Below are 21,639 nucleotides of genomic sequence, written 5' to 3'. Positions count from 1 at the left end.
GCGACCCAACGTCATCGTGTGAGTCAACGACCAGCCGGGCGCCACCGACCTGTCGGCACTCCCGCTCAACTCTGATGAGCCCACGAATCCGTGGTTGTCCACCGTTACCGTCGGGGTCGGCAAGTACGGTGACACAAACGAGGATGCCCCCCATGGGCCGGGGGGGCATCCTCCCTGGAGCTGTGGTTATGCAATCGACGCTATGCAGGCCGCAAACGCGTTCGGTTCGAACATCAGCGCGGGGCCGGCGGGAATCTTCGAATCCCGGACGGCGATGGATCGCCTGGGCAGCGGGGCAACTTCCACGCATTGGCTGTTGTTGCCGGTGTAAGAACTGGTGCGCCAGGGAGCCCCGGACAGCTCCGTGGCATCGTGGACGTAGGCGTGGCTCATGTTTCTCACTTTCTTTCGGTCGATCAGACGAGGCTGCTGATCAACGTGCGACTGTCCTCTGGGCTGAGGGCCGCGTTTTGCAGCTCGGTGAACAGCCTTCGCAGGTGGCGTAGTTCGAGCGGTGCTGTGATGGCTGCTGCTCCACTCACCGATTCGCCGAACGCCAGGTCCTTTTCGCCGTAGGGCATCTCGTACACGTTGAACGTACCCGTCTGCGTGCCGTTTTCCCCAGCCGCGTAGGGGATGACCTGCACGGTGACGTGGTCCAGGCGGTCAACGACATCAAGGAGGTGGCGGATCTGACCTTTGTAGACTTCCGGCCCGCCGACGACGAACCGCAAGGCTGCTTCCGTCACGATCGCCTCCAGTCGAAGCGGGTGATCGCCTTGTAGGCGCGCCTGCCGCCTCATTCGAACCTCGGTGAGGGCATCGACCTGACCACGGCCCAGGTCCGCTGAGCCCATGGCGTTGACGGAGAAGGCGTATTTCGGCACCTGTAGCAGGGCCGGAACCAGAACGGTTTGATAGTCAAGGCAGCCCATCGCCGCGGATTCAGCTTCGAGCAGGCGTGCGTATGCGTTGCCGACGTTGTAGGGCGTCCACCACGGAGCCTCGGCCTCGCGCGCCTGTTGGCGCAGCGACTCAAGGGCGGCGACCTGTTGCTCGTCAAGATCGTACTCCTTCGCGAAGGATCTGATCAGCGCGCGCGTTACGATCCGCTTCCCGTTCTCCAAGCGACTGATGTGCGCTCCGGAACATCCGAGTTTCCCGGCGACCTGCGCACCTGTCATCTCGCTGTCTATCCGGTGCTCGCGGAGGAGTTCCCCAAGCCTGCGGCGGGCGTTCCCGGTCGTAGTCAGCATCAAGTCATCACCCTCGAAAGCCTGTTCGCTGCCTCACTTCGGATCGATTCGAGTCTGAGGCTAGTGGCCCGCTCGCGTCACGTGACAGCGTCTTGGTAATTCTTGGTAAGTACCGGTAAGGGACTTGGTCGGCTTGACCATGCGTCCACGCCCGGACGACTCTATCGAGCGTGACGGAACGCACTTCTCCGCTCACACAAGATCATCGATCTTCGGCGCGGTGAGTCACCGTATGCCGTTCTCCGACATGCCCTGAGCACCATTCAGCAAGGGGAGTTCCTGCCATGTCCACCCAGTTCGAACTGTCGGACCAACCTGCATCCTTGGTCAAACTGCCGATGTCGCGGCAAGCGCCGGGGCTGGCCCGCGTACACATTCGCGGCGTATGCCACGCGGCCCGCATGGACGACGAGCAGACCAATGCCGCAGTGCTGGTGATTTCCGAGTTGGTGACCAACGCGGTCAGCCACGTAGGTTCGGGCATGGTGACGGTGGAGTGGATACGGCGTGACGATCTTCTGCTCATCGAGGTCGGGGACGAAGCACCGCACAAACCCCCGCGCCTTCACCTGATGACCGGCGATGATGACGAGCACGGCCGTGGACTGCCGCTGGTCATGATGCTGACTCGGCAGTTCGTCGTGCTCCGTCGTGACCGAGAGCCGGGCGTCGCCTCGCAAAAGATCATTCGCGTCGCCTTCGATTGCCCGTAAACGGGGAACGATTGCTGCCTCGCGCAGCCGGCCTGGGCCGGCGAGTCGTGAGCCGGCGACCGAAGCGCCCGACAGTCTCAACATCCCCCCGACTACGAGCCGGTCATCGCCGGTACCGCTCGCCCCGGGCGGTACCTGCCCGTTCCTGTGTCGCGCGTTTCCGAGGGGCGCGCGACACGACCCGGCCTCCGGGGATGGGCCAAAGCATTCCCGGCGGCCAACCACCGGCCTTCCCGGCCGGGATGTGCGGCAGCACCGCGAAATCCGCGTGTGGCCACCGCAACGACTTCCGCACCCGACGCCCTCCGACGATGCAGGGCGCACGGGTCGCGGGCTCCTCACACACCCCGGGTGAGGCTGCGCCAAGTCCCCGGCCGGGAAAGGCCTTTGGGGCACGGCGCGGCCGGGTGATGCGGTCTTGAGGATCGCCCGCATCGCCCGCATCGCCCGCACCACACGAGAGCCGCGCGTCCGGTTCCGACGCGCGTCCGTTTCCCCGGCCACCCCCGCTGCCGGTGCCCGTCCGTCCCATCCGTGGATGCCGCCGGCGCAGGCCGGGCCGTTGTCCGCCTTGGCCGAGGTGGGCAACCGGCGAACGTCACCGCCACCGGCCCGGCCGTGGTGTTCGCCGTCCCAACCATCAGTCCGTGATTCGTCTGGAGTGTCATGAACCAGCTCAACCCGCCGGAGAAGTCCGGCCGAAGGAATGTCCGGGCGGCGAGGAGGTCTCCCCTGGCCACCACCCTCGCCCTGCTCCCCCGCCTGCGTGCATGGGCCGAGGGCGGCGCCTTGTCCGACGCGCGTGTGGCGCGGGTGTCGTCCGTGTTCGGTGAGGACTGGTTGGGCAACCTGGCACCCTTCGAGTGGAGCACCGCGGCGCCCACCGTGGGAGTGGGCGCGACCACCTTGAACCTGGGCGCCGAGGGGATCGGCCGCCTCGACGGGGCGTTTCGCCTCGCGCTGACGGTCGAGTCGATCAACGACGGCACGGCGGTGCTCGCCCGTTCGCGCGAACTCGCGCTGGAGTTGGCGGTTTTCGCCGATCAGCGCCGCGCCGGCCTCGCGTGTGCCGCCCATCTGCCCGCCGACCACCCCGGTCGGTCGTTGATCCCCCCGGGCAGCGTCGAAGCCGCCTTGGCCCTGCCCGCCGAAACGGTGGTGTGGTCGATGGGGCCCATGGACATGCGTGTCGAGGAGTCGGGGAGCCCGTGGCTGCTGGGATGCGGAATGGTGCCGGCCTACGGGCCGTTCGGGGCGAACCTGGCCGATGTCGTCACCCTGCTCGGACGCCACGAACTCACCTGCGACGCGCTGCGCGAGGCCGTGCGGCACTACAACAAGGGCCTGACCGCCGTTCTCGGTGACGGCGCCCCGTACCTGACCGAGGGCAGGTTCGCGGTCCTGCTGGAGATGGCCGCGACCGGCCCGGTCGCCTCCGACGCCTGCGAGTCGGAGAGGTGGGCCGCCGTGCGACCGGACGGATTCGACGTGCTCGTCGGTCTCGGTCTGACGAACCTGCCGACGCCCGGGGGCCGGTCGTGAACCACCCGAAGGCCGTCGAACCCGACGTGCGGATCTCCAAGTATCCCAAGCACGGCAGGCGTCACGCCGGCGACGCCAAGCAGTACCACGTGTCGGTCCCCACCGGCCGCGGAACCATCCACGGCCTCACCGAGGTGCTGAGCCTGAACCCGGCGGAAGCCGAGGCGGCCGTACTCGGCCTACTGTGCGAGTTTCCGGTCGCCGCCGCCGGCCGGGTCACCGCCGCATACCTGGCCCGACTCCCCGACACGCTGGAGACAACGCCTCTCGACGGCGACGAACTGATCCAAGCCGCCATCCACGCGGTGAACGCCGCAGCCAGGCTCGCACCGCCCGGGAGCAGTCGCCGCTTACGGGAGGCCATAGCCTCCACACTCGGCACGCCCCCGCTCCCGGCACCGGACGGGAGAACACGATGAGCGCCCCCAGGACCCGGCCATACCTCGCCGGGTACCCGGAATGCGTCCCCCGAGAGACGTTCCGCCCGTTCCTTCCGCTCGCCCACTCGGTCAACGCCGTGTACGTCCCGCACCCCGCCAGGCCCATCGTGGTGGCGTGGCGGCACAACATGTTCGACGCCTCGGGCCAACACATGATCCTGTCCGAGCCCCGTCACCTGACGAAGCCGGAAGCCCTGCACTTCTTCCGGGAGTTGCGGGACTCACTGGCGGCCGCGGGCTTCACCCCCGAAGAACTCGGACTCTCGGCATGATCGTCACCAGCGGGAAACCCGCGAGCACCACCGCCTCGGCAGCCTCCTGGCCCCACCACGGATTCAATCGGCGCCGCCGACGGCTGATCGCCATCGAGGGCGGCCCCGCCTCCGGCGTGACCTCGGTCGCCACCCGCGTCGGGAGGGCTCTGGGCATCACGACCATGGCGTGCCCCGACCCCCGGTTCTCGGAACTGGCCTGGGATCACAGCCTGCTCAGTCCCAACGCCCGCACCCGGATCTGGCAGGCGGCCCTGACCTGCGCCGCGGAGAACCAGGAACTCCTCACGTACGACACCGTGGTGATGGCCGGCTACACCGCAACCGCGATGGCGGCCCTGTGCACCGATCTCGCCTGGGACACCGACGACCCCAGCGACCGGGTCGCCCACATCCGTGACCACCTTCCACCCGCGCACCTGACGATCCACCTGCGCGTGAGCCCGAACGTGGCACGCCGCCGCATGCGCACCGCCGCCGACCCGTCCGCGCGCTACCTGCACCTCGTGGCCTCCACCCCGGCCCTGACCGAACGCCTACAGGCCCAGGCCCGGATCGCCGAACTCTTCCCCGGCCCGGTCGTCGACACCGACGAACTCACCGCCGAGGAGGCCGCCGCAGCCGTGGCGTCCCTCATCCGCGAATGGCCCGGCCACACCCCACCGGCCCCAGTGGAGGCGCAGTGAACGCGCAACCACGCGCACCGGAGCCGATTCGCTGCGTCTCGTACAACATCCGCGACGGCGGCGGCGACCGACTCGCGGCCCAGATCGAGCTGCTCCGGGTCATGTCCCCCACGCTCCTGTGCATACAGGAGGCCAAGGAGTGGGACGCCGGCATGGGCAGGACGATGTACGCGTTCGCGAACGCCTTGGACCTGGTCGCGGCCCCGCTCGCGTTGTCCGACAGCCACCGCTGCCACCTGGCGATGTTCTACGACGCCACCCGGCTGCGGCCGACGGCGTACGACCCTCGCGCCGACCAGGGCACCGCCCATCACCGCTTGGTGAAAGCCGAGTTCGAGACCACGGGCGGGATCGCGTTCACCGTGCTGCACACCCACCTGGGCCCGTTCAGCCCGGCCAAACGACTCGAAGAGGTCGGCTGGTTCACCGAGGCCGGCGGCACCGGCCACCGCACCGTCCTCCTGGGGGACCTCAACACCCGCCCCCTGCACCGGGGCCGCCTCGACTGGAGCCTGATGCCGCGCCACCTGTGGTCACGTCATCGCGCTGCCCGAGGCAACCGCTTCGCGGATCGGCTGGTGCGCCGGTGGTCCGGAGACGACCATCGCGCCATCGCCGAGCTGACATCGGCGGGATTCCGCGACCCCTACGACATTCTCGGCATCCCCCACCCCGTGACCGTCGGCCACTGGTCCCCGGACGAGCCCCAACGCAGACCGGTGGTCTACGGCCTCGTGGCCCAGGACATCGCCGACTGGGTCGAAAACGCCTGGACCGACGACTCCCCGGCCGCGCAAGAAGCCTCCGATCACCTGCCCTTCGTCCTCGACCTGCTGATGCGAGCCCACGCGTGACGCCCACCCGCCGACCGCGCATCGGCCCTCTCGCCGTAACCGGCGCCGTCGCCCTGACACCGCGGGGTCGAAGGGGCGCGACAAGTGCACTCCGGCCCGGCCGCCGCCCCGCTTGCCGAAACCACCACGAACCGGTCCCCGGAGCGAGAGTCTGAACCCGGGGCATCGGTCATCGAACCCATCACCCTCGAAAGGCAGGAGTGCACCATGGCAACCGTTGTGGAACGCCCAACCCACACCGCCGAACACGGACTCCGCTTTCTCTGGCTCGACATCACCCGCCAATGTCAGGCCGGCTGCGGCCACTGCTACAACTCGTCCGGACCGAGCGGAACCTCGGGCGACATGACCCGCGAGGACTGGCTGAACGTCCTGGACCAGGCCGCCGAGATGGGCGTGCAACAGATCCAACTCATCGGCGGCGAACCCCTGCTCCACTCCGACCTGCCCGAACTGGTGGGCCACGCTCTCGACCTGGGTCTGACGACCGAAATCTTCAGCAACCTCATCCACGTCCGCAAGCGAATGTGGCCCGTGCTCCGCAGGCGCGGCGTAACCCTGGCGACGAGTTTCCACAGCGACGACCCCGCCGAACACCGGGCGATCACCCACCACGGATCCCACGGAAAGATCGTCGACAACATCGCGAAGGCCCTCCGCCTCGCCATCCCCCTGCGCGTGGGCATCATCAGGACCCGCGACGACCAACGGATCGCCCAGGCCGAGGCGATGCTGCGCGCCATGGGCGTGCAAAGCATCGGCATCGACCATCAACGTGCCATCGGCCGCGCCGCCGAAGGCGACACCGACGTCGCGTCCCAACTGTGCGGACACTGCACCCGGCGACAAGCCGCGGCCCTGCCCGACGGAACCGTCGCAGGCTGCACCATGTCCGCCGGGCTCGGCAACGGCGGCAACGTGCACACCTCACCCCTTACCACGATCCTCCACAGCCGGCCTTGGCAGGCCATCGCCGAACGCGTTCCGCCGCCGCGCGCGAGTGCCTGCGCGCCCGAGACCTGCACGCCCAAGGAAGACTCCTGCCAACCCTCGCCCGGCATCGACCCGTTCGACGCCCCGGGCGGCGAAGCGTGCGTGCCCCAGACGTGCACATCCAACGAAGACTCCTGCCAACCGTCGTCCGGCATCGACCCGTTCGGGCCGTCGCACGGAAAGAGGACCCCATGAACTGGCGAACCCACGCCGCGACACTGGCCGAACGGGTGACGCGCCCTTCCTCGCGCTGGCACCAGCCGATCGCCGGCACACCCCGCCACGTATTCGCGCCTCGCTGGTGGCAGTACATCCCCGACCGGGGATGGACCCTGCGCGACGGTGCCGCACACCCCGACCTGTGGCAGCGCCTGTACCAGGACCGCACGTTCGTCACACGCATCGGCCCCCTGCACGCCGACCACGCCGCCGAAGACGACCACCCCACGGGTCTGCCCACCTCGTCTTCAACACTGCCGACCCTGATCGTGGCGATGTACCGCCACGCCCTGATCGACGACGGGAACGACGTCCTGTGCGTGACCGGCACCGGCTACGGCACCGCCCTGCTCACCCGCCGCCTGGGCGAGGGTCACGTCACGAGCGTCGACGTGGATCCGCACCTGGTCGACGCGGCCCGGGGCCGGCTCGCCTTCGTGGGAGCCGCCCCCACGATGCTCGTGTGCGACATCACCGGGCCCCTGCCCGGCCGCCACGACCGCATCGTGTCCACCGTCGGCCTCCCCGGCATCCCCTCAAGTTGGCTCGCCAACCTCAAGGAGGGCGGCCGACTGGTCACCAACCTTGCCGGAACCGGTCTGATCATCGCCGCCGACAAAACCCCCGATGGCGGGGCCAAAGGCCAAGTCCTTCCCGACCGCGCGGGCTTCATGGCGACACGCACCGGAGACGACTACCCGCCCTCACCCGACACCGGCCCCGCCTGGACCGCCGACGCCGACGACGTCACCACCGGCCGATACCCCGTCGTCCGCGTCGACGAGTCCTGGGAACTGAGATCCGCTCTCGCACTCGCGGCCCCCGGCATCGAACACGGCTACGACGAGGACACCGACGGCGTACGCACCGCGGTCATGGTCCACGAGGACGGCTCGTGGGCACGAGCCACCGGCCGACGCGGCGAAGCCCCCACTGTCCACCAAGCCGGCCCACGACGCCTGTGGGACGCCCTGGACGACATCCGCCACCGCTGGCTCTCCGACGGAGGGCTCCCGGAGTACGGGGCCGGTGTGACCATCGCCCCCGACGGCACCATGAACATCTCCCGCGGTCGGTGGAGCACGACGATTCCACCGGCCCCGCAGAGCACAACGGCCGTGTAGCCGCGCCCTGTTCGGGAAAGGAGAGGCGACCTGGAAATATCCCCGAACGACCACCTCGATCGTCCCGACAACCACGTCGGAGACCGAAGAACCCGTCGCCTCCCCTATCCCCACCCACAGTCGGCGGACACTCCCGCGCCACGCCCGCTCGTCATCGACGTCACGCTCATCCTCGACCGCGAGGACGACGCGATCCTGCTGGGCGAACGCCACGGTGAACATCACCCGCTCCCGCCTCGGCCGCTTCGGCCGCTTCGGCCGCTTCGCCCGCCAAGGCGTCCTCACTCAGCCCGGACGCGGCCTGTACCAGAGACGGATGTAACGGCCTCTCAGCGGGCTGGGATCGGCACGGTCGGCGGCCGCCACTCTCGCCTGATCAACCCGAACACCCACGTGTCGGATACCTCGCCGTTCACGATGCATTCTTCCCGCAGCGTCCCTTCACGCACGAATCCGATCTTCTCCAGGACCCGGGCAGATGCCACGTTGCGCGTATCGGTCTCGGCCTGAACTCTATTCAGGTCCAGTGTGTCGAATGCCCACTGCAGCAAGGCGTGCGCGGCTTCCGTCGCGTAGCCGTGGCCCCACACAGCATCGTCGAGGCAGTACCCCAACGACGCGCTGCGGAAGTCCGGATTCCAGTTGGTCAGACCGCACCAGCCGACGAACGCCCCGTCAGAAGCACGGTCGATGGCCACCCGCGCCCCGGCGCCTTCGTCCGCTATCTTCCGGCACACAGCGATGAAGCGGTCAGCGCGGGCCCGTTCGATCCACGGTGCGGAATCCCAGAAGCGCATCACGAGGGTGCTGCTGTGCAGCGCGAAGAGGAGATCCGCATCGGCGTCGGTGAAGGGTCGCAGTCGCAGGCGAGCGGTGTGCAGCGAGGGAGTGGCCAAAGTCATGCGCACCATCGTGCGTCCTCACGGGCCGCGCAGAACACCGAATATCCGACCCCGCTCCGGTCCTCACGACCAAGGCACCACCCACCGGAAGCGGACTCAACGCCCTCGCAGGGGCGAACCGTTTGCGGTCCACGGCTGGTAGGACGGCTTCGACGGCGGGTCGTGGTTCTCACCGACCATCCGACTTCGCGTCGCAAGGACGCCGGATGTCGAAGTCATCGGAACCGCCCGCGCCGCCCCGGCTGCGTGGATTTCACGCTGGGCGCCGATCCGCTGGAGCCCGGCTGCTGGAGCCGGGCTGCTGGAGCCCTGCTGCTGGAGCCGGGCCGGATCAACGTCCATGAACGCCGGGAATCGGACGCTGCGCCGGAGCGGTTCCGCGCGTCGGGCCCCAGTAGGGAGCAGTCGGCCGCGGATGTTGGTGTCAACTCCCGGAATCGGTTGTCTCCTTGCGGACGCGGAAGCGGAGCATCGTCACGGCGCCCGACCTGATGGTGCTGAAAGGTTCCAGGTCGATCCTGCCGAGGCCCGGGGGTGAGAAGCGGACACCGTCACCGAGCAGGACCGGCAGGACGTACACCAGGACCTCGTCGACGAGTCCGCGCTGCAGGCACTGGGCGGCGACGTCGGCACCGAGGATCTCCAGGTTCCCGCCGCCCGCGGCACTGCGGGCCGTGGCGACGGCCTCCTCGATGTCACAGGTGAGGAACGTGACGGTGGGGTCCGGCTCGGTGGGAGGTTTGTGCGTCAGGACGAACTGTGGTCCGCCGTCGTAGGCGGTGTCCTCGTCGGACATGCCCTTGGCGACGTCGTACGTGCCCCGCCCGACAAGCATGGCTCCCGTGGCCGCCATGACCTCCGGGAACATGTCGTCGGACAGGTGCTCGAAGATCCAGTCCATCGCGTGGCCGGGACCGGCGATGAAGCCGTCCAACGACATCGCCCTGTTCACGACCACTTTGTTGGCGCTGGTGCTGGTGTCGGTCTCAGCGCCGGTGCTCACATCACCCATGCGTCTTCTCCAAGGATTCAGCAGGCTTGAATCTGGATCGTAGTCCGGCCGACGACTGTTGGGGGGCCGGTCCGGACCGCAGGCGGCGAGATCGGCGCTGGCAGTTCGTACCCCGACCGACACTGCGTGTGGGCCGAGCGAGCGGGACCGCCGGCGTCTCGAACAGCGCCTTCAACGGGGCGATGCCGATCCGCCGACGCAGGTCACGCAGCGCCTTCTCCGATGGGAAAACACCGCCGACCCCTCCGGACCGCGAGTCGACTTCCGCCGGACCAAGCCCGCGCCGACATGCCCGAACGGTCCCAGCACGGGGACGAAGTACACCCTCGCTCGCGACGGCAGTATCCGCAGCCGGTCAGGCCTGTGGGAGTGGGCGCCGCGCAAGAGGTCAGTGATCGTCACGGCGGGGGTTGAAAAACACCCCGGCAGGCTTCGGGCGGAGACGGCGCGGCTGGTCTCACCAGGGAATCGGCCCGTCCTCGGCCAGAAGGGCGCCCGTCGGGCCATCCTCGCCCGCCGTCGCCAGGTCAACCGCGACGGCCGCGCCCTCCTCCGCCGTGCGTATCCCGGTGTGGCGGTTGAGGTCGGTCGCGCAGTAGCCGGGACTCACCGCGTTGACCAGGATTCCTTCGGCGCGCAGTTCATCGGCGTAGAGCACGGTGATCGCGTTCAGCGCGCTCTTCGAGGTGCAGTAAGGGAGGAGGATCGAGGAGTAGGCGGACCACGGGCTGCCCGGGTCGGCCAGGTGGGTGAGGGAGCCGAGTTCGCTGGACATGTTGACGATGCGTGCGGCCGCGGAGCGACGCAGCAGGGGGAGCATGGCGTGGGTCACCGCGATGACGCCGAATACGTTGGTTTCGTAGACCTGCCGGACGGTGGCGGCCGGGGTTTCACTCGGTTTTTGCGGTCCGGCGGCGATCGCGGCGTTGTTGACGAGGATGTCGAGGCGGCCGAACGTGGCGTCGATGTGCTTGGCGGCGGCCTGGATTGAGGTCTCGTCGGTGACGTCCAGCGGAACGAACCGTACGTCGGCGCCGCCCGCGCGAAGCTCCTCGGTCGCCGCCTCGCCACGCTCGGCGTTGCGGGCGCCGATCAGCACGGTGATGCCCAGGGCCGCGAGCCTGCGCGCCGTTTCCTTGCCGATGCCCTTGTTTGCGCCGGTGATCAGAGCAGTCTTCTGCGAAGTCGTCATGGCACCCAGCCTCCCCTCATCCACGGGCGGCAGGGAAAGACCGGAAGACTCTGGATCTATAGTCCACAGATATGAGTGAGCTGGAGGTGCGGGAGCTGAGGTACTTCATCGCGGTCGCCGAGGAACTGAACTTCAGCCGGGCCGCGCAACGCCTGGGGATGGCGCAGCCCCCGCTGTCGAAGGCGATCGCTCGGATGGAATCCCGGCTCGGTGTACGCCTGCTGGAGCGCACGACCCGGCAGGTGAGGCTGACCACCACCGGTCAGGTGCTGCTCGACCAGGCCCGGATCGCGGTCGACGCGGTGCAGGCGGCGGCCCGGCGTGCACGCCGGGCCGGTCAGCCGACACCCCAGCTCGTCGTGGCGGTCAAGCCGGGAGGCGATGCCGGGCTGTTGCGGGAGATTCTCGCCGCCTATCGGGGAACGGGTTCGCATCTGCCGCCGCCTGAAGTCGTCGTCGGCGGCAGCGGAGAGCCGATCGCCATGCTGCGGGACGGCCGTGCCGATGTAGCGCTGCTGCGCAGCCCGTTCGACGATCGAGGGCTGGATACCCAGACGCTCGTGGTCGAGCCGCGACTGGCCGTTCTCCCCGCCGCGCACCGCCTGGCCGGACGCCGGCGACTGCGGCTGACCGACCTCAGGGGCGAACCGATCCCACGCTGGAAAGGGGCCGCCCCCTCCACCACCGCCTACTACACAGGATGCGACGGAGCGGAAGCAGGCGATGGCCACACAGGCCTGGCGCCGGCCGACACTCCTGAGGGGCCGCTCGTGGCGAGCGTCGAGCAACTCCTGGAGGTGGTCGCGCTGGGCCAGGCGGTGGCGTTCCTGTCACTCTCCACCACCAAGCGGCACCAGCGCCCGGACATCGCATACCGGCCTGTCACCGGCCTCAGCCCCAGCGCGGTCACGGTCGCCTGGCCGGAGACCTCGCGATCCGCAGCCGTCGCCGCCTTCGTCCAAGCCGCCCACGACGTCGCCACCCACCACCTCGACCACATGACCGCACTGGCCTACTGACCGGGGCACTCACCTACGTGTGTGGACGCGGTTCGGCAACGGGTGACCGCGCCGGATCCTCGGGCCCCGACATCCTTGTGGGCCCGGGTGTCGCGGGTGTGTACCGGTGCGGGTCTTCGCCGGACACGCCACGCGGCCCGGTTCCACCGTTGTGCCTTCCTGGCAGTGTCACGAGGGGGATCGTCGTGGAGATCGAACTGGCGGACGCCGTGGCCGCGTTGCAGGACGAGTTGCCGGCAGCCGTGGCGCAGGCGACCGGGGCGGGGGCACGGGCGGTGGAGTTCGCGGTGGGCCGATCGAGTTGGAGTTCGCGGTCGAGTTGAGGCGTGACACCATCGTGAAGGCGGGCTTCAAGGCATGGGTCGTCTCCGCCGACCGCGTAGGCCGGGCCGCCGCGTTGCCTCGGGTTTCCTTTCAACTCCGGCTCCGCTGCGCCCGCCGAGCCACATCGCCTTCCACACATGCTGTTTCGTGCCGACGCGCCCGACACGCAGGCGGGTAAAGCGTGTTACCCCGGGTAACGCTTCTCGTTACCCTCGCAGGTCACCGCCGCCCCGGGGCGCCGAGGGAGGGCCGTTGAGCGGGGCGCGGAGGTACACCGTGCCCGCGCGGACGCAGGGAGCCGCGCACGTCACGGCGGAGGTGCACCGCCCCCGCGCCGTCGCACGGTGCCGCGCACGTCACCCGCTACTTCGCCCCACGCGTCCTCCGGGCAGCACAGCGACACGATCCGAACTCCCGCCCGCCCGCCCGCCACGGACGGGTCGCCGTCTGGGACGGCCGACGTGGCGTGATGGCGGATCCGCAGCCGGCGCAGCGGATTCCACGACGTGACGGGTTCACCCGACACGACACGACACGGGCATCGGCCCGCCGCGGACGCCCCGCCACCCCACGGCGGCGTCAGCCGACCCGACACGATCCGCCATGGGGCCGCCATGCCACGGCCGTTCCACCCCGACACGACACGCGTCGGTTGGCAATGCGTCGACCGGACACGCGGCGACACACCGCGAGGTGTGCGTCACCCGCACGGCGTGCGGTCGCTTCGTGTGACCCGGGTTGGATAGGACGAGGGAACCTCGGCCTTGCGTCCGGGACTTCCCGCGTGGGCGGCTCCGGCTCCCTTCCACTTGCGTCCGGACGTCGCCGACGGCCGTCTCGCGTCCGCACCGTACGACTCTCCGATGTCCCTGCGGGTCCTGCGAGTTACAGTGGCGAACCTGGTCGGGGGAAGGGAACGCCGGTGGAAGAACTGGTCGGGTGGCTACTCGCCGCGACGCTCGGAAGGTTTCTCGAGGTCGACGAGGACAAACACTGGGCCAAACAGCTGACCGCCTTCGACCAGGGACACGAGGTGCAGGCCCGCGGCTACGCCATCGGGGATCCGGGCTCCGGACCCTCCTTTCCCAAGCCGCCCGAAGGCCACCTCGGACTGTCCAAGAGACAACTGGCCGTGTACCCCTTCGCGGCGTCACCGCTGCTGCTGCGCCGGACGCTGCCCCTCGAGGGATTCTGCGTCGACGTGCTGCGCGACCGGACCGACGCGGACCCCGCCACCTGGACGCGCGAGTGGCAGGCCGCCGAGTGCACCACACAGGGACGACCACTGCTGCTCCTCACCGACGCGAGGTTCCTGCGGCTCCTTCAGCAAACGGTCACCGCGCCGCCCGGTCAGGACTGACCGCTGTCGAGCGTGTCGGGGCGGGTGCTCGCATGGCGGCCCGCCAGGGCCCGCATGAACTCGCCGACCGCCCACCGTCGTTCGGGTTGGCGCCTGGCGTATCGCGCCGCCCGCACTCCCGCATCGACCATCGACCATCACGCTCCACCACCCACCACGGACGTGCCGCCGTCCGAAGACGGCCGACGTCTGGATCGTCATCGCCGCCCCCACGGGGCTCTTCATCGCGCGCCCGCCCGCCGACGACCTGCGGCGGCCCTCGGAGGATCTGCGGCGCCGAATCGGCTCATCCCGACCAAGCCGTGGCAGACATGGGACTTCCGTGGTTCCCGGCCCGAGGTCCGGGAGCGGCGTGCCGGGCGGGGGTGGGGCGCCGGGGAGGTGCGGCGCGCCGCGGTGCGCGCCGTGGGCGATCCGCGTCCGCCGGCCGGCGCTGTGGGAGTTGGGAACCGGCCGGCGGTGTTGGCGGACCGGCGGTGTCAGCGGGCCGTGCCGAAGTTCTGCGTCCAGTAGGAGTTCGGGCCCGCGAGGCCGACGCCGATCTCCTTGAAGGCGCAGTTGAGGATGTTCTGCCTGTGCCCGGGGCTGTTCATCCAGCCGGTCATGACCTGCTGGGGCGTGCTGTAGCCGTGGGCGATGTTTTCGCCGTAGGTCGTCCAGGTGTAGCCGGCGCGGGTGATGCGCTCGCCCGGGTCGGAGCCGTCGGAGCCGGTGTGCGACATGTTGGCGTGGGCGGCCATGTCCTGGCTGTGTTGCAGGGCGGCGGCCGTCAGTTTCGTGTTGACGGTGAGTGCCGAGCATCCTGCCTTGGCGCGCTCCTGATTGACGAGACTCACCACCTCGGCGGCGGGACCCGAGGGCGGAACGGCCGGGGTGGTCGGCTTCTGCGTGTCAGTCGGGGTAGTCGGCTTCTGCGTCTCAGCCGGCGTGGTCGGCTTCTGCGTGTCGGCCGGGGTAGTCGGCTTCTGCGTGTCGGCCGGCGCGGTCGGCCTCTGCGTATCGGCCGGGGCGGTCGGCCTCTGCGTATCGGCCGGCGTGGTCGGCTTCGTCGGGGTGGGGGGCTTGCTTGCCTCGGTGGTCGGCTTGCCGAGCGGGTTCGTCGGCCGGGTCGAGGCAGGCTGTGTCGGTGTCGTCGCGGTGTGGGGCTTGGTCGTCCAGGTGGGCTTGCGCCAGTGCGGAGTGTGAGTGGTCTTCGCGGTCGGCTGGGTTCCCCCGGCCGGATCGGCCGCACTGTCCGTCCAGCTGGGGACCGGTGTGCCGGGGAAGGGTCGGCTGGAGGAGGGGTGCGTGCTCTGGTTGCCGACGTTCCTCGTCGCGCCCGCGACGTTCTTCGACGCGCCCGGGCCTTGGGCTATGCAGGCCATGGCGGCGGTGGGTACGCCGATGATGCCCAGGGTGGCGGCGGCTATGGCCATCTTCTTTTTGTATTGCGTTCTACGGTGCTTCCGCATGCGTGACCTCACTTGGTTTCGGCGTAGCGTCCTGTTTCCGGGGCTGTCGGACGCCGGCGGGCCGCCATTGTTGGAAGTCCGGGAACGGGCTCGCAAGTGTCGGCGCCCGCGTGCGAGGCGGAGCCGGACGGCAGACTTGACTCGAGGCGGACAGTCATGCCTGTGGAGTGGTCACCGGGTGGTGCGAAATTGGTAATCGGCAATCGGAAACGCCTATGGCCATCGAAAATGACGCATGGGATCCCGTTCGCCGGGATGCTCAATTCGACCGAGAAGCGGACTGGTCGCCTCCAGTCGGACAAAGCACGATAAGTAGGCGAGGCTCAGAGGGCGCAATGCTTCCGTGGCCACTCGCGTACTCGTGACGCATGTCACTGTTTCAGCAGCGGTCGGAATATTTCGTGGGCATCGTGCGCCGTATTCCGTGGGACGGCGGCACTACGTGGCGGCGGGACATGGCCGCCGCCGTCGACGACCTGATCGCCGACCCCGAACGCGGCCTGCTTCTTTCCCCGCTGTCCGGCGGAACACCACGCCCTGGCCCTCCCCGACGCCGAGGCCACACTCGACGAGGACCCCGACCCGGTCGCCAACGAAGCCGCCGGCCTCCCCGCCGATCCCACCGCCCCCACCGCCTACCAGCGGAACGCCTGCCGGCGACACCTGCTCATCACCCGCCGAACCCCCGGCGAGGACCCACAGCGTTGGTTCGCCTCGTTCCCGGACGTCGACCCACGCCACCCCCGGCCACCCCCGGCGACCCCCGGCGACCCGGACGACGCAAGCATCCGCACCCGACCGGGCAGGCCGCGCCTTCAGGTGGTGGTGCGCTCCGTAAAGGACTCCGTGTTCAGGATCGCGAGCGTGGCGGCGTTGCCTCAGCCGGCAGCCGGTCCACGGGGTACAGGTTTCCGGCGTCGTCGGTGAAGTACAGGCCACGAGGGCACAACGGGTGGTCGATCCGACCGTTGTCGGGCTCGCTGGGGTCGTTGCCATAGGGCACCCCGGAGGCGGAGCCGAATCCTCATCCCGGCCCCGCGCCGGCTTCGTCGGTGACGGCGGCCTCGGCGGTGAGGCCGCGGCCGCGCGCGAAGGTCGCGGCGAAGCTCGCGTCGTCCAGGACCGTCCGCACGGCGGCGCTGGTCCGGTCGACGTCGCCGCGTTCGGCCGGCGGCAGCGGTGCGCCGACCGACTCCCTGGCCGCCTCGGCCGCGCCGAGCAGCAGGGCCGCGGCCCGGGGGCGGCCCGCGATCGCGTGGGCGCCGGCGAGACCCTCCAGGGCGAGGGCGACGGCGCGGGGGTCGGCGAGGCCGCGCGCGGCGAGATAGCCCTCGTGGTGGAGGTCCCACGCGGCCCGCGCATCACCGCGTTGTTCGGCGAGGAATCCGAGTTCGGCCAGGATGAGCGCAGTCCCGGGGTCGCCGTCTCGCCGGCGGTTCCAGTCGAGCCAGACGCGCAGGTGCCGCTCGGCGGTGGCATGGTCGCCACGCCGCCGGGCGGCGAGCGCGAGGCCGACCTGGGCGAACTGCTCCGCGCGTTGGTCGAATTGCTCGGCGGCGAGCCGCAGCGCCCGTTCGTGGAATTCGTCGGCCGCTTCCAAGTCGCCGGTGAGCAGGGCGATCCGGCCGAGTTGGGCCAGCTTGTGGGATACCTGCGGCCATAGGCGCAGATCCTCGGCCATGCGCAGTCCCTCGCGGTGCAGGCGGGCGGCCTGGGCGTAGTCGCCGACGACCTCGACGGCCATGCCGAGGCAGTCGGTGGCGCGTAGTTCGCCCCATCGGTCGCCCAGTTCGTGGAATCGCGCGACGTTCTCGCGACAACTGCGGCGGAAGACCGCGACGTCGCCGCGGATGAGCTCCTCCTCGTCGAGGGCGGCCTGCGCCGAGGCGATGCCCCAGGGGTCGTCGAGTTCGCGGAAGGCGGTGCCGGCTTCGCGCAGATGGTCGAGGACGACGCTTCGGTCGCCGAGTCCGCTGGTGGCGAAGGCGAGGAAGTACTGAGCCCTGGCTCGCCCGTGCGGGTCGTGCCCACCGTCGAAGGCGCGCAGGGCCGTGTCGATGTGCCCGGTCGGATCGGCGGCGGCGCCGGCCTGGAGTTCGAGCCCGGCCAACCAGGCCCCGGCTCGGGCTCGGGCGCGAGCCGTGGCGTCGGTGGCGGGCAGCGCGAGGGCGGCGCTCAGGGCCCGGCGGGCTTCGGTGGTTCGCCCGCGCAGGAACCAGTACCAGGCCAGCGCGTTGGTCAGGCGCAGGGCGATCTCGCCGGCCCGGTGGCACAGGGCGCTGTCGAGCGCGTTGCGCAGGTTGGCGGTCTCGGTGTCGAGGCGTTCGAGCCAGGCGCGCTGACCGTGTCCGTGCAAGTGGGGTGCGGCGCGTTCGGCCAGGTCCGTGTAGTACCGGTCGTGGCGGCGGCGGAGATCCTTCGACTCGCCGGCTTCGCGGGCACGTTCGACGCAATAGGCGGCGACCGATTCGAGGAGGCGGTAGCGCGGACCGGTGGGACCTTCGGCCACGACCACGAGCGATCGGTCGACCAGGCGGGCGAGAGCCTGCACGACGGTGGGGCCGGGGACCGCGTCCGTGGCGCAGACGGCTTCGGCTGCCTCGAGGGTGCATCCGTCGGCGTGTACGGCCAGTCGGCGCAGGACCGCGCGCTCGGTGGCGGTGAGCAGTTCCCAGCTCCAGTCGATCATCGCCCGCAGGGTTTGTTGACGGGCCGGCCCGACGCGGCGACCTGCGGCGAGGACGGTGAAGCGGTCGTCGAGGCGGTCGGCGAGGTCGTGCACGCCCAGGGCACGCACCCGGGTGGCGGCGAGTTCCAGCGCGAGCGGGATCCCGTCGAGGCGGCGGCAGACGGCGGCGACGGCGTGGGCGTTGCCGGCGTCGAGCCGGAATCCGGGCGCGGCGGCCGCGGCACGGGCGACGAACAGCCGTACCGAGCCGGCGCGTTCGAGGGTCTCGGGGCGAGGGTCGGCGGTGGGGTCGGGCAGGGTCAGCGGCGGCACGGGCCACAGGTGTTCTCCGGCCAGGCCCAGGGCCTCCCGGCTGGTCGTGAGGATGCGCAGCTCGGGGGCGGCGCGCAGGAGGCGGTCGACCAGGGCGGCGGCGGCGTCGACGACGTGTTCGCAGTTGTCCAGCACCAGCAGCAGCCGGCGCGGGCGCAGCGCGGCGGCGAGGCGGGCGGTGATGTCCGAGGGGCCGGCGTGGGGTCGGGCCTCGGCGGTGTCGTCGCGGATGTCGAGGGCCGCGGTGACGGCGTGGGCGATGTCGTCGGGCGCAGCGGGCGGGTCTGCGTCGGGGCGGCCGTGTCCGGCGAGTTCGACGAGCCAGGCGCCGTCGGGGTAGGTGTCCGCGACGCGGGTGGCGGCGGCCACGGCGAGGCGGGTCTTGCCGACGCCGCCGGGTCCGGTGAGGGTGACCAGACGGCCGGCGCCGAGGAGTGTGCGCACGTCGTCGATGGCCTGTTCCCGGCCGACCAGGTCGGTGAGCGCTGCGGGCAGGTTGTCGCGGGGGCGGGCGACGGAGGTGACGGGGGTGGAGGCCGGCCGCAGTTCGGCGTCGTGGGTGAGGATCGCCTGGCGCAGGGCGGCGAGTTCGGGTCCGGGGGCCAGGCCGAGTTCGTCGGCGAGGCGGGCGCGGAGTTCGTCGTGGACCGCGAGGGCTTCGCTGGTTCGGCCCGCGCGGTACAGGGCGCGCATGTACGTGGCGCGCAGACCTTCGCGGAGTGGGTGGGCAGCGCTGAGTTCGGCGAGTTCGGCGATGAGGAGGCTGTGTTCGCCCAGTTCGAGTCGGGCTTCGGCTTGCGCCTCGAGGGCGGCCACGCGTTGTTCGTCGAGGCCGGCCGCGGCGGAGCGGGTGAACTCGGCGTCGGCGAAGTCGGCGAACGCGGGGCCGCGCCACATGGCCAGCGCGTCGGCGAGCAGTCCCGCACGCGTCCGGGGGTCGCCCGCGGTGCGCGCGGCGGCGGCCAGGGCCGCGAAGCGGTCCGCGTCGACCGTGTCGGCCGCGGGGTGCAGAGCGTAGCCGGGGGCGCGGGTGACGACGAGATCGCGGCCTCCCGGTTCGGCCCGTTCCAGGGCACGGCGCAGTTGGGAGACCCGGGTCTGGAGCGCCGCGGTGGGGTTGGCGGGCGGGTTCTCGCGCCACAGATCCTCGACGAGACGGTCCACCGACCGGGTTCGGCCGCGATGTGCGAGGAGGTCGGCGAGCAGAGCCCGGACCTTCAGGTCGGGGACCTTGACCGGCGTTCCGTCCGCCGTTCGGACGTCCAGTGGCCCGAGTACCCCGAAGTGCATGGCGCCACCGTAGCAAGGGGCGGGCGGGCGCCCGATGCACGCGATCGGCGAGCGCCACACGGCCGCCCGGAGGCTACCTGAAGCGAACCGGTAGGAGACCTGAAGGCGCGGCCGGCACATTGGTGTCCGGTCCGGCCGGTGTGGTGCTCGCGGGGTCGGAGTCGGAGAGGCGCCTCGGCCTCCTCGTTCTCCGTTCCTGCTTCGTCCCCACCCGTCGCGACCCCGTCCCGGCGCGGCGCATAGACGGGCGCTGCCGAAACAGCATGACGATTCCTTGGGAGATGTCCCGTGTCTTCGCACAGTCCGACGATGTCCGGTGTTCGCGCCGGCCCCCGCGAGTGGATCGGGTTGGCCGTTCTCGCGCTGCCCACGATGTTGCTCTCCCTCGACGTGACCGTCCTCTACCTCGCGTTGCCGCAACTGGGCGCGGATCTGCGTCCGGACGGCGCCGAGACGTTGTGGATCACCGATGTCTACGGCTTCATGATCGCCGGGTTTCTGGTGACCATGGGCACGTTGGGTGACCGGATCGGCAGACGGAGGCTGTTGGTGATCGGCGCCGCCGCGTTCGGGGCCGCGTCGGTGCTGGCCGCCTACGCGACGTCGCCGCAGATGTTGATCGTCGCCCGCGCGCTCCTGGGTGTGGCCGGGTCGACGCTGATGCCGTCCACGTTGTCCTTGATCAGCACGATGTTCACCGACCCCAGGGAGCGGGGCTCGGCCATCGGGATCTGGGCGAGTTGCTTCTCGGTCGGCATCGCGGCGGGTCCGGTCGTCGGCGGTCTGCTGCTCGACGCGTTCTGGTGGGGTTCGGTCTTCCTGCTCGGTGTGCCGGTGATGGCGGTGTTGCTGGTCGCCGCGCCGTTGTTGCTGCCGGAGTACCGGAATCCCGAGGCCGGGCGGCTCGACGTGGTCAGTGTCGTCCTCTCCCTCGCGGCGATTCTGCCGGTGATTTACGGGATCAAGCGGTGGGCCGGACACGGTTTCGAGACGTCCGCCGCGGTGGTGCTGGTGGTCGGCCCGGTCTTCGGGTACGTCTTCGCCCGTCGCCAGCGTCGGCTCGCCCATCCGCTCCTGGATCTGCGGCTGTTCCGCAACCGCACGTTCCGGGCCGCGGCGGTGGTCTCGGTCCTGGCGGCGAGCGGGCTCGGCGGGATGTATCTGTTCGTCACGCAATACCTGCAACTTGTCGAGGGCCTGTCCCCGGTGCGGGCGGGGATGTGGCTGCTGCCGGCGGCCTTCGCGTTGATCGCCGCGACGTTGGCGACCACGGTCGTGGCCCGTCGGGTGCGGCCGGGCTACGTGCTCGGCGGTGGTCTGGCCGTCGCGGCGGTGGGGTACCTGCTTCTGGCCCTGGTCGACAGCACGGGTGGGCTGCCGCTCCTGGTGACCGGATTCGTCGTGCTCTACGCGGGGTTCAGCCCGGTGATGGTGCTCGGCGTCGATCTGATCGTGGGATCGGTACCGGCGGAGGAGGCGGGTTCGGCCGCCGCGGTGGCGGAGACCGGCACGGAGTTCGGCTTGGCGCTGGGGATCGCCGTGCTCGGCAGCCTGGGCGCCGCGGTGTACCGGGACCGGACGGACGAGTCGATCCCGGAGGGTGTCCCCGACAGGGTCGCCGACGCCGCGCACGACAGCCTGGCGGGGGTCACGGCAGCGGCCGAAGGATTGCCGGCGGGGCCGCGGGACGACGTACTGGGCTCGGCGCGGGATGCCTTCACGACGGGCTTGAACGTGGTGGGCGGGGTCGGCGCGGCGCTGATGCTCGTATTGGCGGCTTTGGCGGTGTCCATGTTGCGGCACGCGGGCCCGACCGCCGATCGGGACACGGCCGAGAGCTCACCCGACGCGGGGGTGGAGCCCGACCGGGTCCCCGTCACCGCCGGGATCGCCGCGGACCGGGACCGGTCCACGATCCCCGACCCGCCTGCCGGTACACCCCCGACGATCGCGTGAGGCCGTGCGTTGCGGCGGATCGCGCCCCAACCA

20 protein-coding genes are annotated in these 21,639 nt (G+C 70.4%); 13 read left to right on the top strand and 7 right to left on the bottom strand.

From position 1 onward, the window contains the following. Window positions 1-186: 186 nt before the first annotated feature. Both ACIRL2_RS28630 and ACIRL2_RS28625 read right to left on the bottom strand, forming a co-directional pair. Window positions 187-393 (bottom strand): DUF397 domain-containing protein, encoded by a 207-nt coding sequence (locus ACIRL2_RS28630; protein WP_402235695.1) that lies wholly within the window; start codon window positions 391-393, stop codon window positions 187-189. A gap of 23 nt (window positions 394-416) precedes the next feature. Further along, the gene (locus ACIRL2_RS28625; RefSeq protein ID WP_402235694.1) at window positions 417-1,256 is read right to left on the bottom strand and encodes a helix-turn-helix domain-containing protein; all 840 of its coding nucleotides are present in this window, start codon (window positions 1,254-1,256) and stop codon (window positions 417-419) included. Between the two features lie 284 nt (window positions 1,257-1,540). Between ACIRL2_RS28625 and ACIRL2_RS28620 the strand changes: the two genes are divergently transcribed. The 8 genes from ACIRL2_RS28620 to ACIRL2_RS28585 all read left to right on the top strand — a co-directional run bounded on the left by ACIRL2_RS28620 (window position 1,541) and on the right by ACIRL2_RS28585 (window position 8,099). Next, a complete protein-coding gene (locus tag ACIRL2_RS28620; RefSeq protein ID WP_395868466.1) occupies window positions 1,541-1,969 on the top strand; it encodes an ATP-binding protein in 429 nt (142 codons plus the stop codon). Window positions 1,970-2,635: 666 nt separating this feature from the next. Beyond that, window positions 2,636-3,511 (top strand): hypothetical protein, encoded by an 876-nt coding sequence (locus tag ACIRL2_RS28615; protein WP_402235692.1) that lies wholly within the window; start codon window positions 2,636-2,638, stop codon window positions 3,509-3,511. Beyond that, on the top strand, window positions 3,508-3,930 hold the full coding sequence (locus ACIRL2_RS28610) for a hypothetical protein (protein ID WP_402235691.1): 423 nt from the start codon (window positions 3,508-3,510) through the stop codon (window positions 3,928-3,930). Before ACIRL2_RS28615 ends, ACIRL2_RS28610 begins: the two co-directional genes overlap by 4 nt. Continuing rightward, window positions 3,927-4,223 (top strand): hypothetical protein, encoded by a 297-nt coding sequence (locus ACIRL2_RS28605; protein WP_402235689.1) that lies wholly within the window; start codon window positions 3,927-3,929, stop codon window positions 4,221-4,223. Before ACIRL2_RS28610 ends, ACIRL2_RS28605 begins: the two co-directional genes overlap by 4 nt. Further along, window positions 4,220-4,909, top strand: coding sequence for a hypothetical protein (locus tag ACIRL2_RS28600; protein ID WP_402235687.1), 690 nt, complete (start codon window positions 4,220-4,222; stop codon window positions 4,907-4,909). Before ACIRL2_RS28605 ends, ACIRL2_RS28600 begins: the two co-directional genes overlap by 4 nt. After that, window positions 4,906-5,763, top strand: a complete 858-nt coding sequence (locus ACIRL2_RS28595; RefSeq protein WP_402235685.1) for an endonuclease/exonuclease/phosphatase family protein — start codon at window positions 4,906-4,908, stop codon at window positions 5,761-5,763. Before ACIRL2_RS28600 ends, ACIRL2_RS28595 begins: the two co-directional genes overlap by 4 nt. 84 nt (window positions 5,764-5,847) lie before the next feature. After that, window positions 5,848-6,951, top strand: a complete 1,104-nt coding sequence (locus ACIRL2_RS28590) for a radical SAM/SPASM domain-containing protein (RefSeq protein ID WP_402235683.1) — start codon at window positions 5,848-5,850, stop codon at window positions 6,949-6,951. Beyond that, the gene (locus tag ACIRL2_RS28585) at window positions 6,948-8,099 is read left to right on the top strand and encodes a protein-L-isoaspartate O-methyltransferase (RefSeq protein ID WP_402235681.1); all 1,152 of its coding nucleotides are present in this window, start codon (window positions 6,948-6,950) and stop codon (window positions 8,097-8,099) included. The genes ACIRL2_RS28590 and ACIRL2_RS28585 overlap by 4 nt, the downstream gene beginning before the upstream one ends. A 329-nt stretch (window positions 8,100-8,428) precedes the next feature. On the opposite strand, the gene ACIRL2_RS28580 is transcribed toward ACIRL2_RS28585, so the two are convergent. The 3 genes from ACIRL2_RS28580 to ACIRL2_RS28570 form a co-directional block, all read right to left on the bottom strand. Beyond that, window positions 8,429-9,001: a GNAT family N-acetyltransferase gene (locus tag ACIRL2_RS28580; protein WP_402235680.1), complete on the bottom strand. Its 573-nt coding sequence runs from the start codon at window positions 8,999-9,001 to the stop codon at window positions 8,429-8,431. A gap of 424 nt (window positions 9,002-9,425) precedes the next feature. After that, window positions 9,426-10,013 carry a dihydrofolate reductase family protein gene (locus ACIRL2_RS28575; RefSeq protein ID WP_395868482.1) on the bottom strand — a complete coding sequence of 196 codons (588 nt, stop codon included), beginning with the start codon at window positions 10,011-10,013 and terminating at the stop codon, window positions 9,426-9,428. 457 nt (window positions 10,014-10,470) lie between these two features. Continuing rightward, window positions 10,471-11,205: an SDR family oxidoreductase gene (locus tag ACIRL2_RS28570; RefSeq protein ID WP_395868484.1), complete on the bottom strand. Its 735-nt coding sequence runs from the start codon at window positions 11,203-11,205 to the stop codon at window positions 10,471-10,473. 71 nt (window positions 11,206-11,276) lie between these two features. Between ACIRL2_RS28570 and ACIRL2_RS28565 the strand changes: the two genes are divergently transcribed. From ACIRL2_RS28565 to ACIRL2_RS28550, 4 genes are all read left to right on the top strand, one after another. Next, the gene (locus ACIRL2_RS28565) at window positions 11,277-12,224 is read left to right on the top strand and encodes a LysR family transcriptional regulator (RefSeq protein WP_402235678.1); all 948 of its coding nucleotides are present in this window, start codon (window positions 11,277-11,279) and stop codon (window positions 12,222-12,224) included. A 185-nt stretch (window positions 12,225-12,409) separates the two neighbouring features. Beyond that, the gene (locus tag ACIRL2_RS28560; protein WP_402235677.1) at window positions 12,410-12,547 is read left to right on the top strand and encodes a hypothetical protein; all 138 of its coding nucleotides are present in this window, start codon (window positions 12,410-12,412) and stop codon (window positions 12,545-12,547) included. Then, entirely contained in the window at window positions 12,526-12,726 is a 201-nt protein-coding gene (locus ACIRL2_RS28555) for a hypothetical protein (RefSeq protein ID WP_402235675.1), read from the top strand. Before ACIRL2_RS28560 ends, ACIRL2_RS28555 begins: the two co-directional genes overlap by 22 nt. Window positions 12,727-13,470: 744 nt before the next feature. Further along, on the top strand, window positions 13,471-13,908 hold the full coding sequence (locus ACIRL2_RS28550; RefSeq protein WP_402235672.1) for a hypothetical protein: 438 nt from the start codon (window positions 13,471-13,473) through the stop codon (window positions 13,906-13,908). A 479-nt stretch (window positions 13,909-14,387) separates the two neighbouring features. Here the strand turns inward: ACIRL2_RS28550 and ACIRL2_RS28545 are convergent, their stop codons facing one another. Further along, entirely contained in the window at window positions 14,388-15,323 is a 936-nt protein-coding gene (locus ACIRL2_RS28545; protein WP_402235670.1) for a CAP domain-containing protein, read from the bottom strand. A 1,060-nt stretch (window positions 15,324-16,383) separates the two neighbouring features. Then, window positions 16,384-19,650: a BTAD domain-containing putative transcriptional regulator gene (locus tag ACIRL2_RS28540; RefSeq protein ID WP_402235668.1), complete on the bottom strand. Its 3,267-nt coding sequence runs from the start codon at window positions 19,648-19,650 to the stop codon at window positions 16,384-16,386. A 309-nt stretch (window positions 19,651-19,959) separates the two neighbouring features. On the opposite strand from ACIRL2_RS28540, the gene ACIRL2_RS28535 reads away from it, so the two are divergent. Beyond that, the gene (locus ACIRL2_RS28535) at window positions 19,960-21,606 is read left to right on the top strand and encodes an MFS transporter (RefSeq protein ID WP_402235665.1); all 1,647 of its coding nucleotides are present in this window, start codon (window positions 19,960-19,962) and stop codon (window positions 21,604-21,606) included. Window positions 21,607-21,639 lie beyond the last annotated feature (33 nt).

This window comes from Embleya sp. NPDC127516 (assembly GCF_044765325.1).
Taxonomy (GTDB): Bacteria; Actinomycetota; Actinomycetes; order Streptomycetales; family Streptomycetaceae; genus Embleya.
Note: the sequence above shows the minus strand (reverse complement) of the source record. Positions and strands in the feature narration are given on the sequence as shown.

Coding starts and splice junctions, on each gene's coding strand:
- ACIRL2_RS28630 (WP_402235695.1), bottom strand. CDS start 393: ATGAGCCACGCCTACGTCCACGATGCCACGGAGCTGTCCGGGGCTCCC.
- ACIRL2_RS28625 (WP_402235694.1), bottom strand. CDS start 1,256: ATGCTGACTACGACCGGGAACGCCCGCCGCAGGCTTGGGGAACTCCTC.
- ACIRL2_RS28620 (WP_395868466.1), top strand. CDS start 1,541: ATGTCCACCCAGTTCGAACTGTCGGACCAACCTGCATCCTTGGTCAAA.
- ACIRL2_RS28615 (WP_402235692.1), top strand. CDS start 2,636: ATGAACCAGCTCAACCCGCCGGAGAAGTCCGGCCGAAGGAATGTCCGG.
- ACIRL2_RS28605 (WP_402235689.1), top strand. CDS start 3,927: ATGAGCGCCCCCAGGACCCGGCCATACCTCGCCGGGTACCCGGAATGC.
- ACIRL2_RS28600 (WP_402235687.1), top strand. CDS start 4,220: ATGATCGTCACCAGCGGGAAACCCGCGAGCACCACCGCCTCGGCAGCC.
- ACIRL2_RS28585 (WP_402235681.1), top strand. CDS start 6,948: ATGAACTGGCGAACCCACGCCGCGACACTGGCCGAACGGGTGACGCGC.
- ACIRL2_RS28580 (WP_402235680.1), bottom strand. CDS start 9,001: ATGACTTTGGCCACTCCCTCGCTGCACACCGCTCGCCTGCGACTGCGA.
- ACIRL2_RS28575 (WP_395868482.1), bottom strand. CDS start 10,013: ATGGGTGATGTGAGCACCGGCGCTGAGACCGACACCAGCACCAGCGCC.
- ACIRL2_RS28570 (WP_395868484.1), bottom strand. CDS start 11,205: ATGACGACTTCGCAGAAGACTGCTCTGATCACCGGCGCAAACAAGGGC.
- ACIRL2_RS28565 (WP_402235678.1), top strand. CDS start 11,277: ATGAGTGAGCTGGAGGTGCGGGAGCTGAGGTACTTCATCGCGGTCGCC.
- ACIRL2_RS28545 (WP_402235670.1), bottom strand. CDS start 15,323: ATGGCCATAGCCGCCGCCACCCTGGGCATCATCGGCGTACCCACCGCC.
- ACIRL2_RS28540 (WP_402235668.1), bottom strand. CDS start 19,650: ATGCACTTCGGGGTACTCGGGCCACTGGACGTCCGAACGGCGGACGGA.
- ACIRL2_RS28535 (WP_402235665.1), top strand. CDS start 19,960: ATGTCCGGTGTTCGCGCCGGCCCCCGCGAGTGGATCGGGTTGGCCGTT.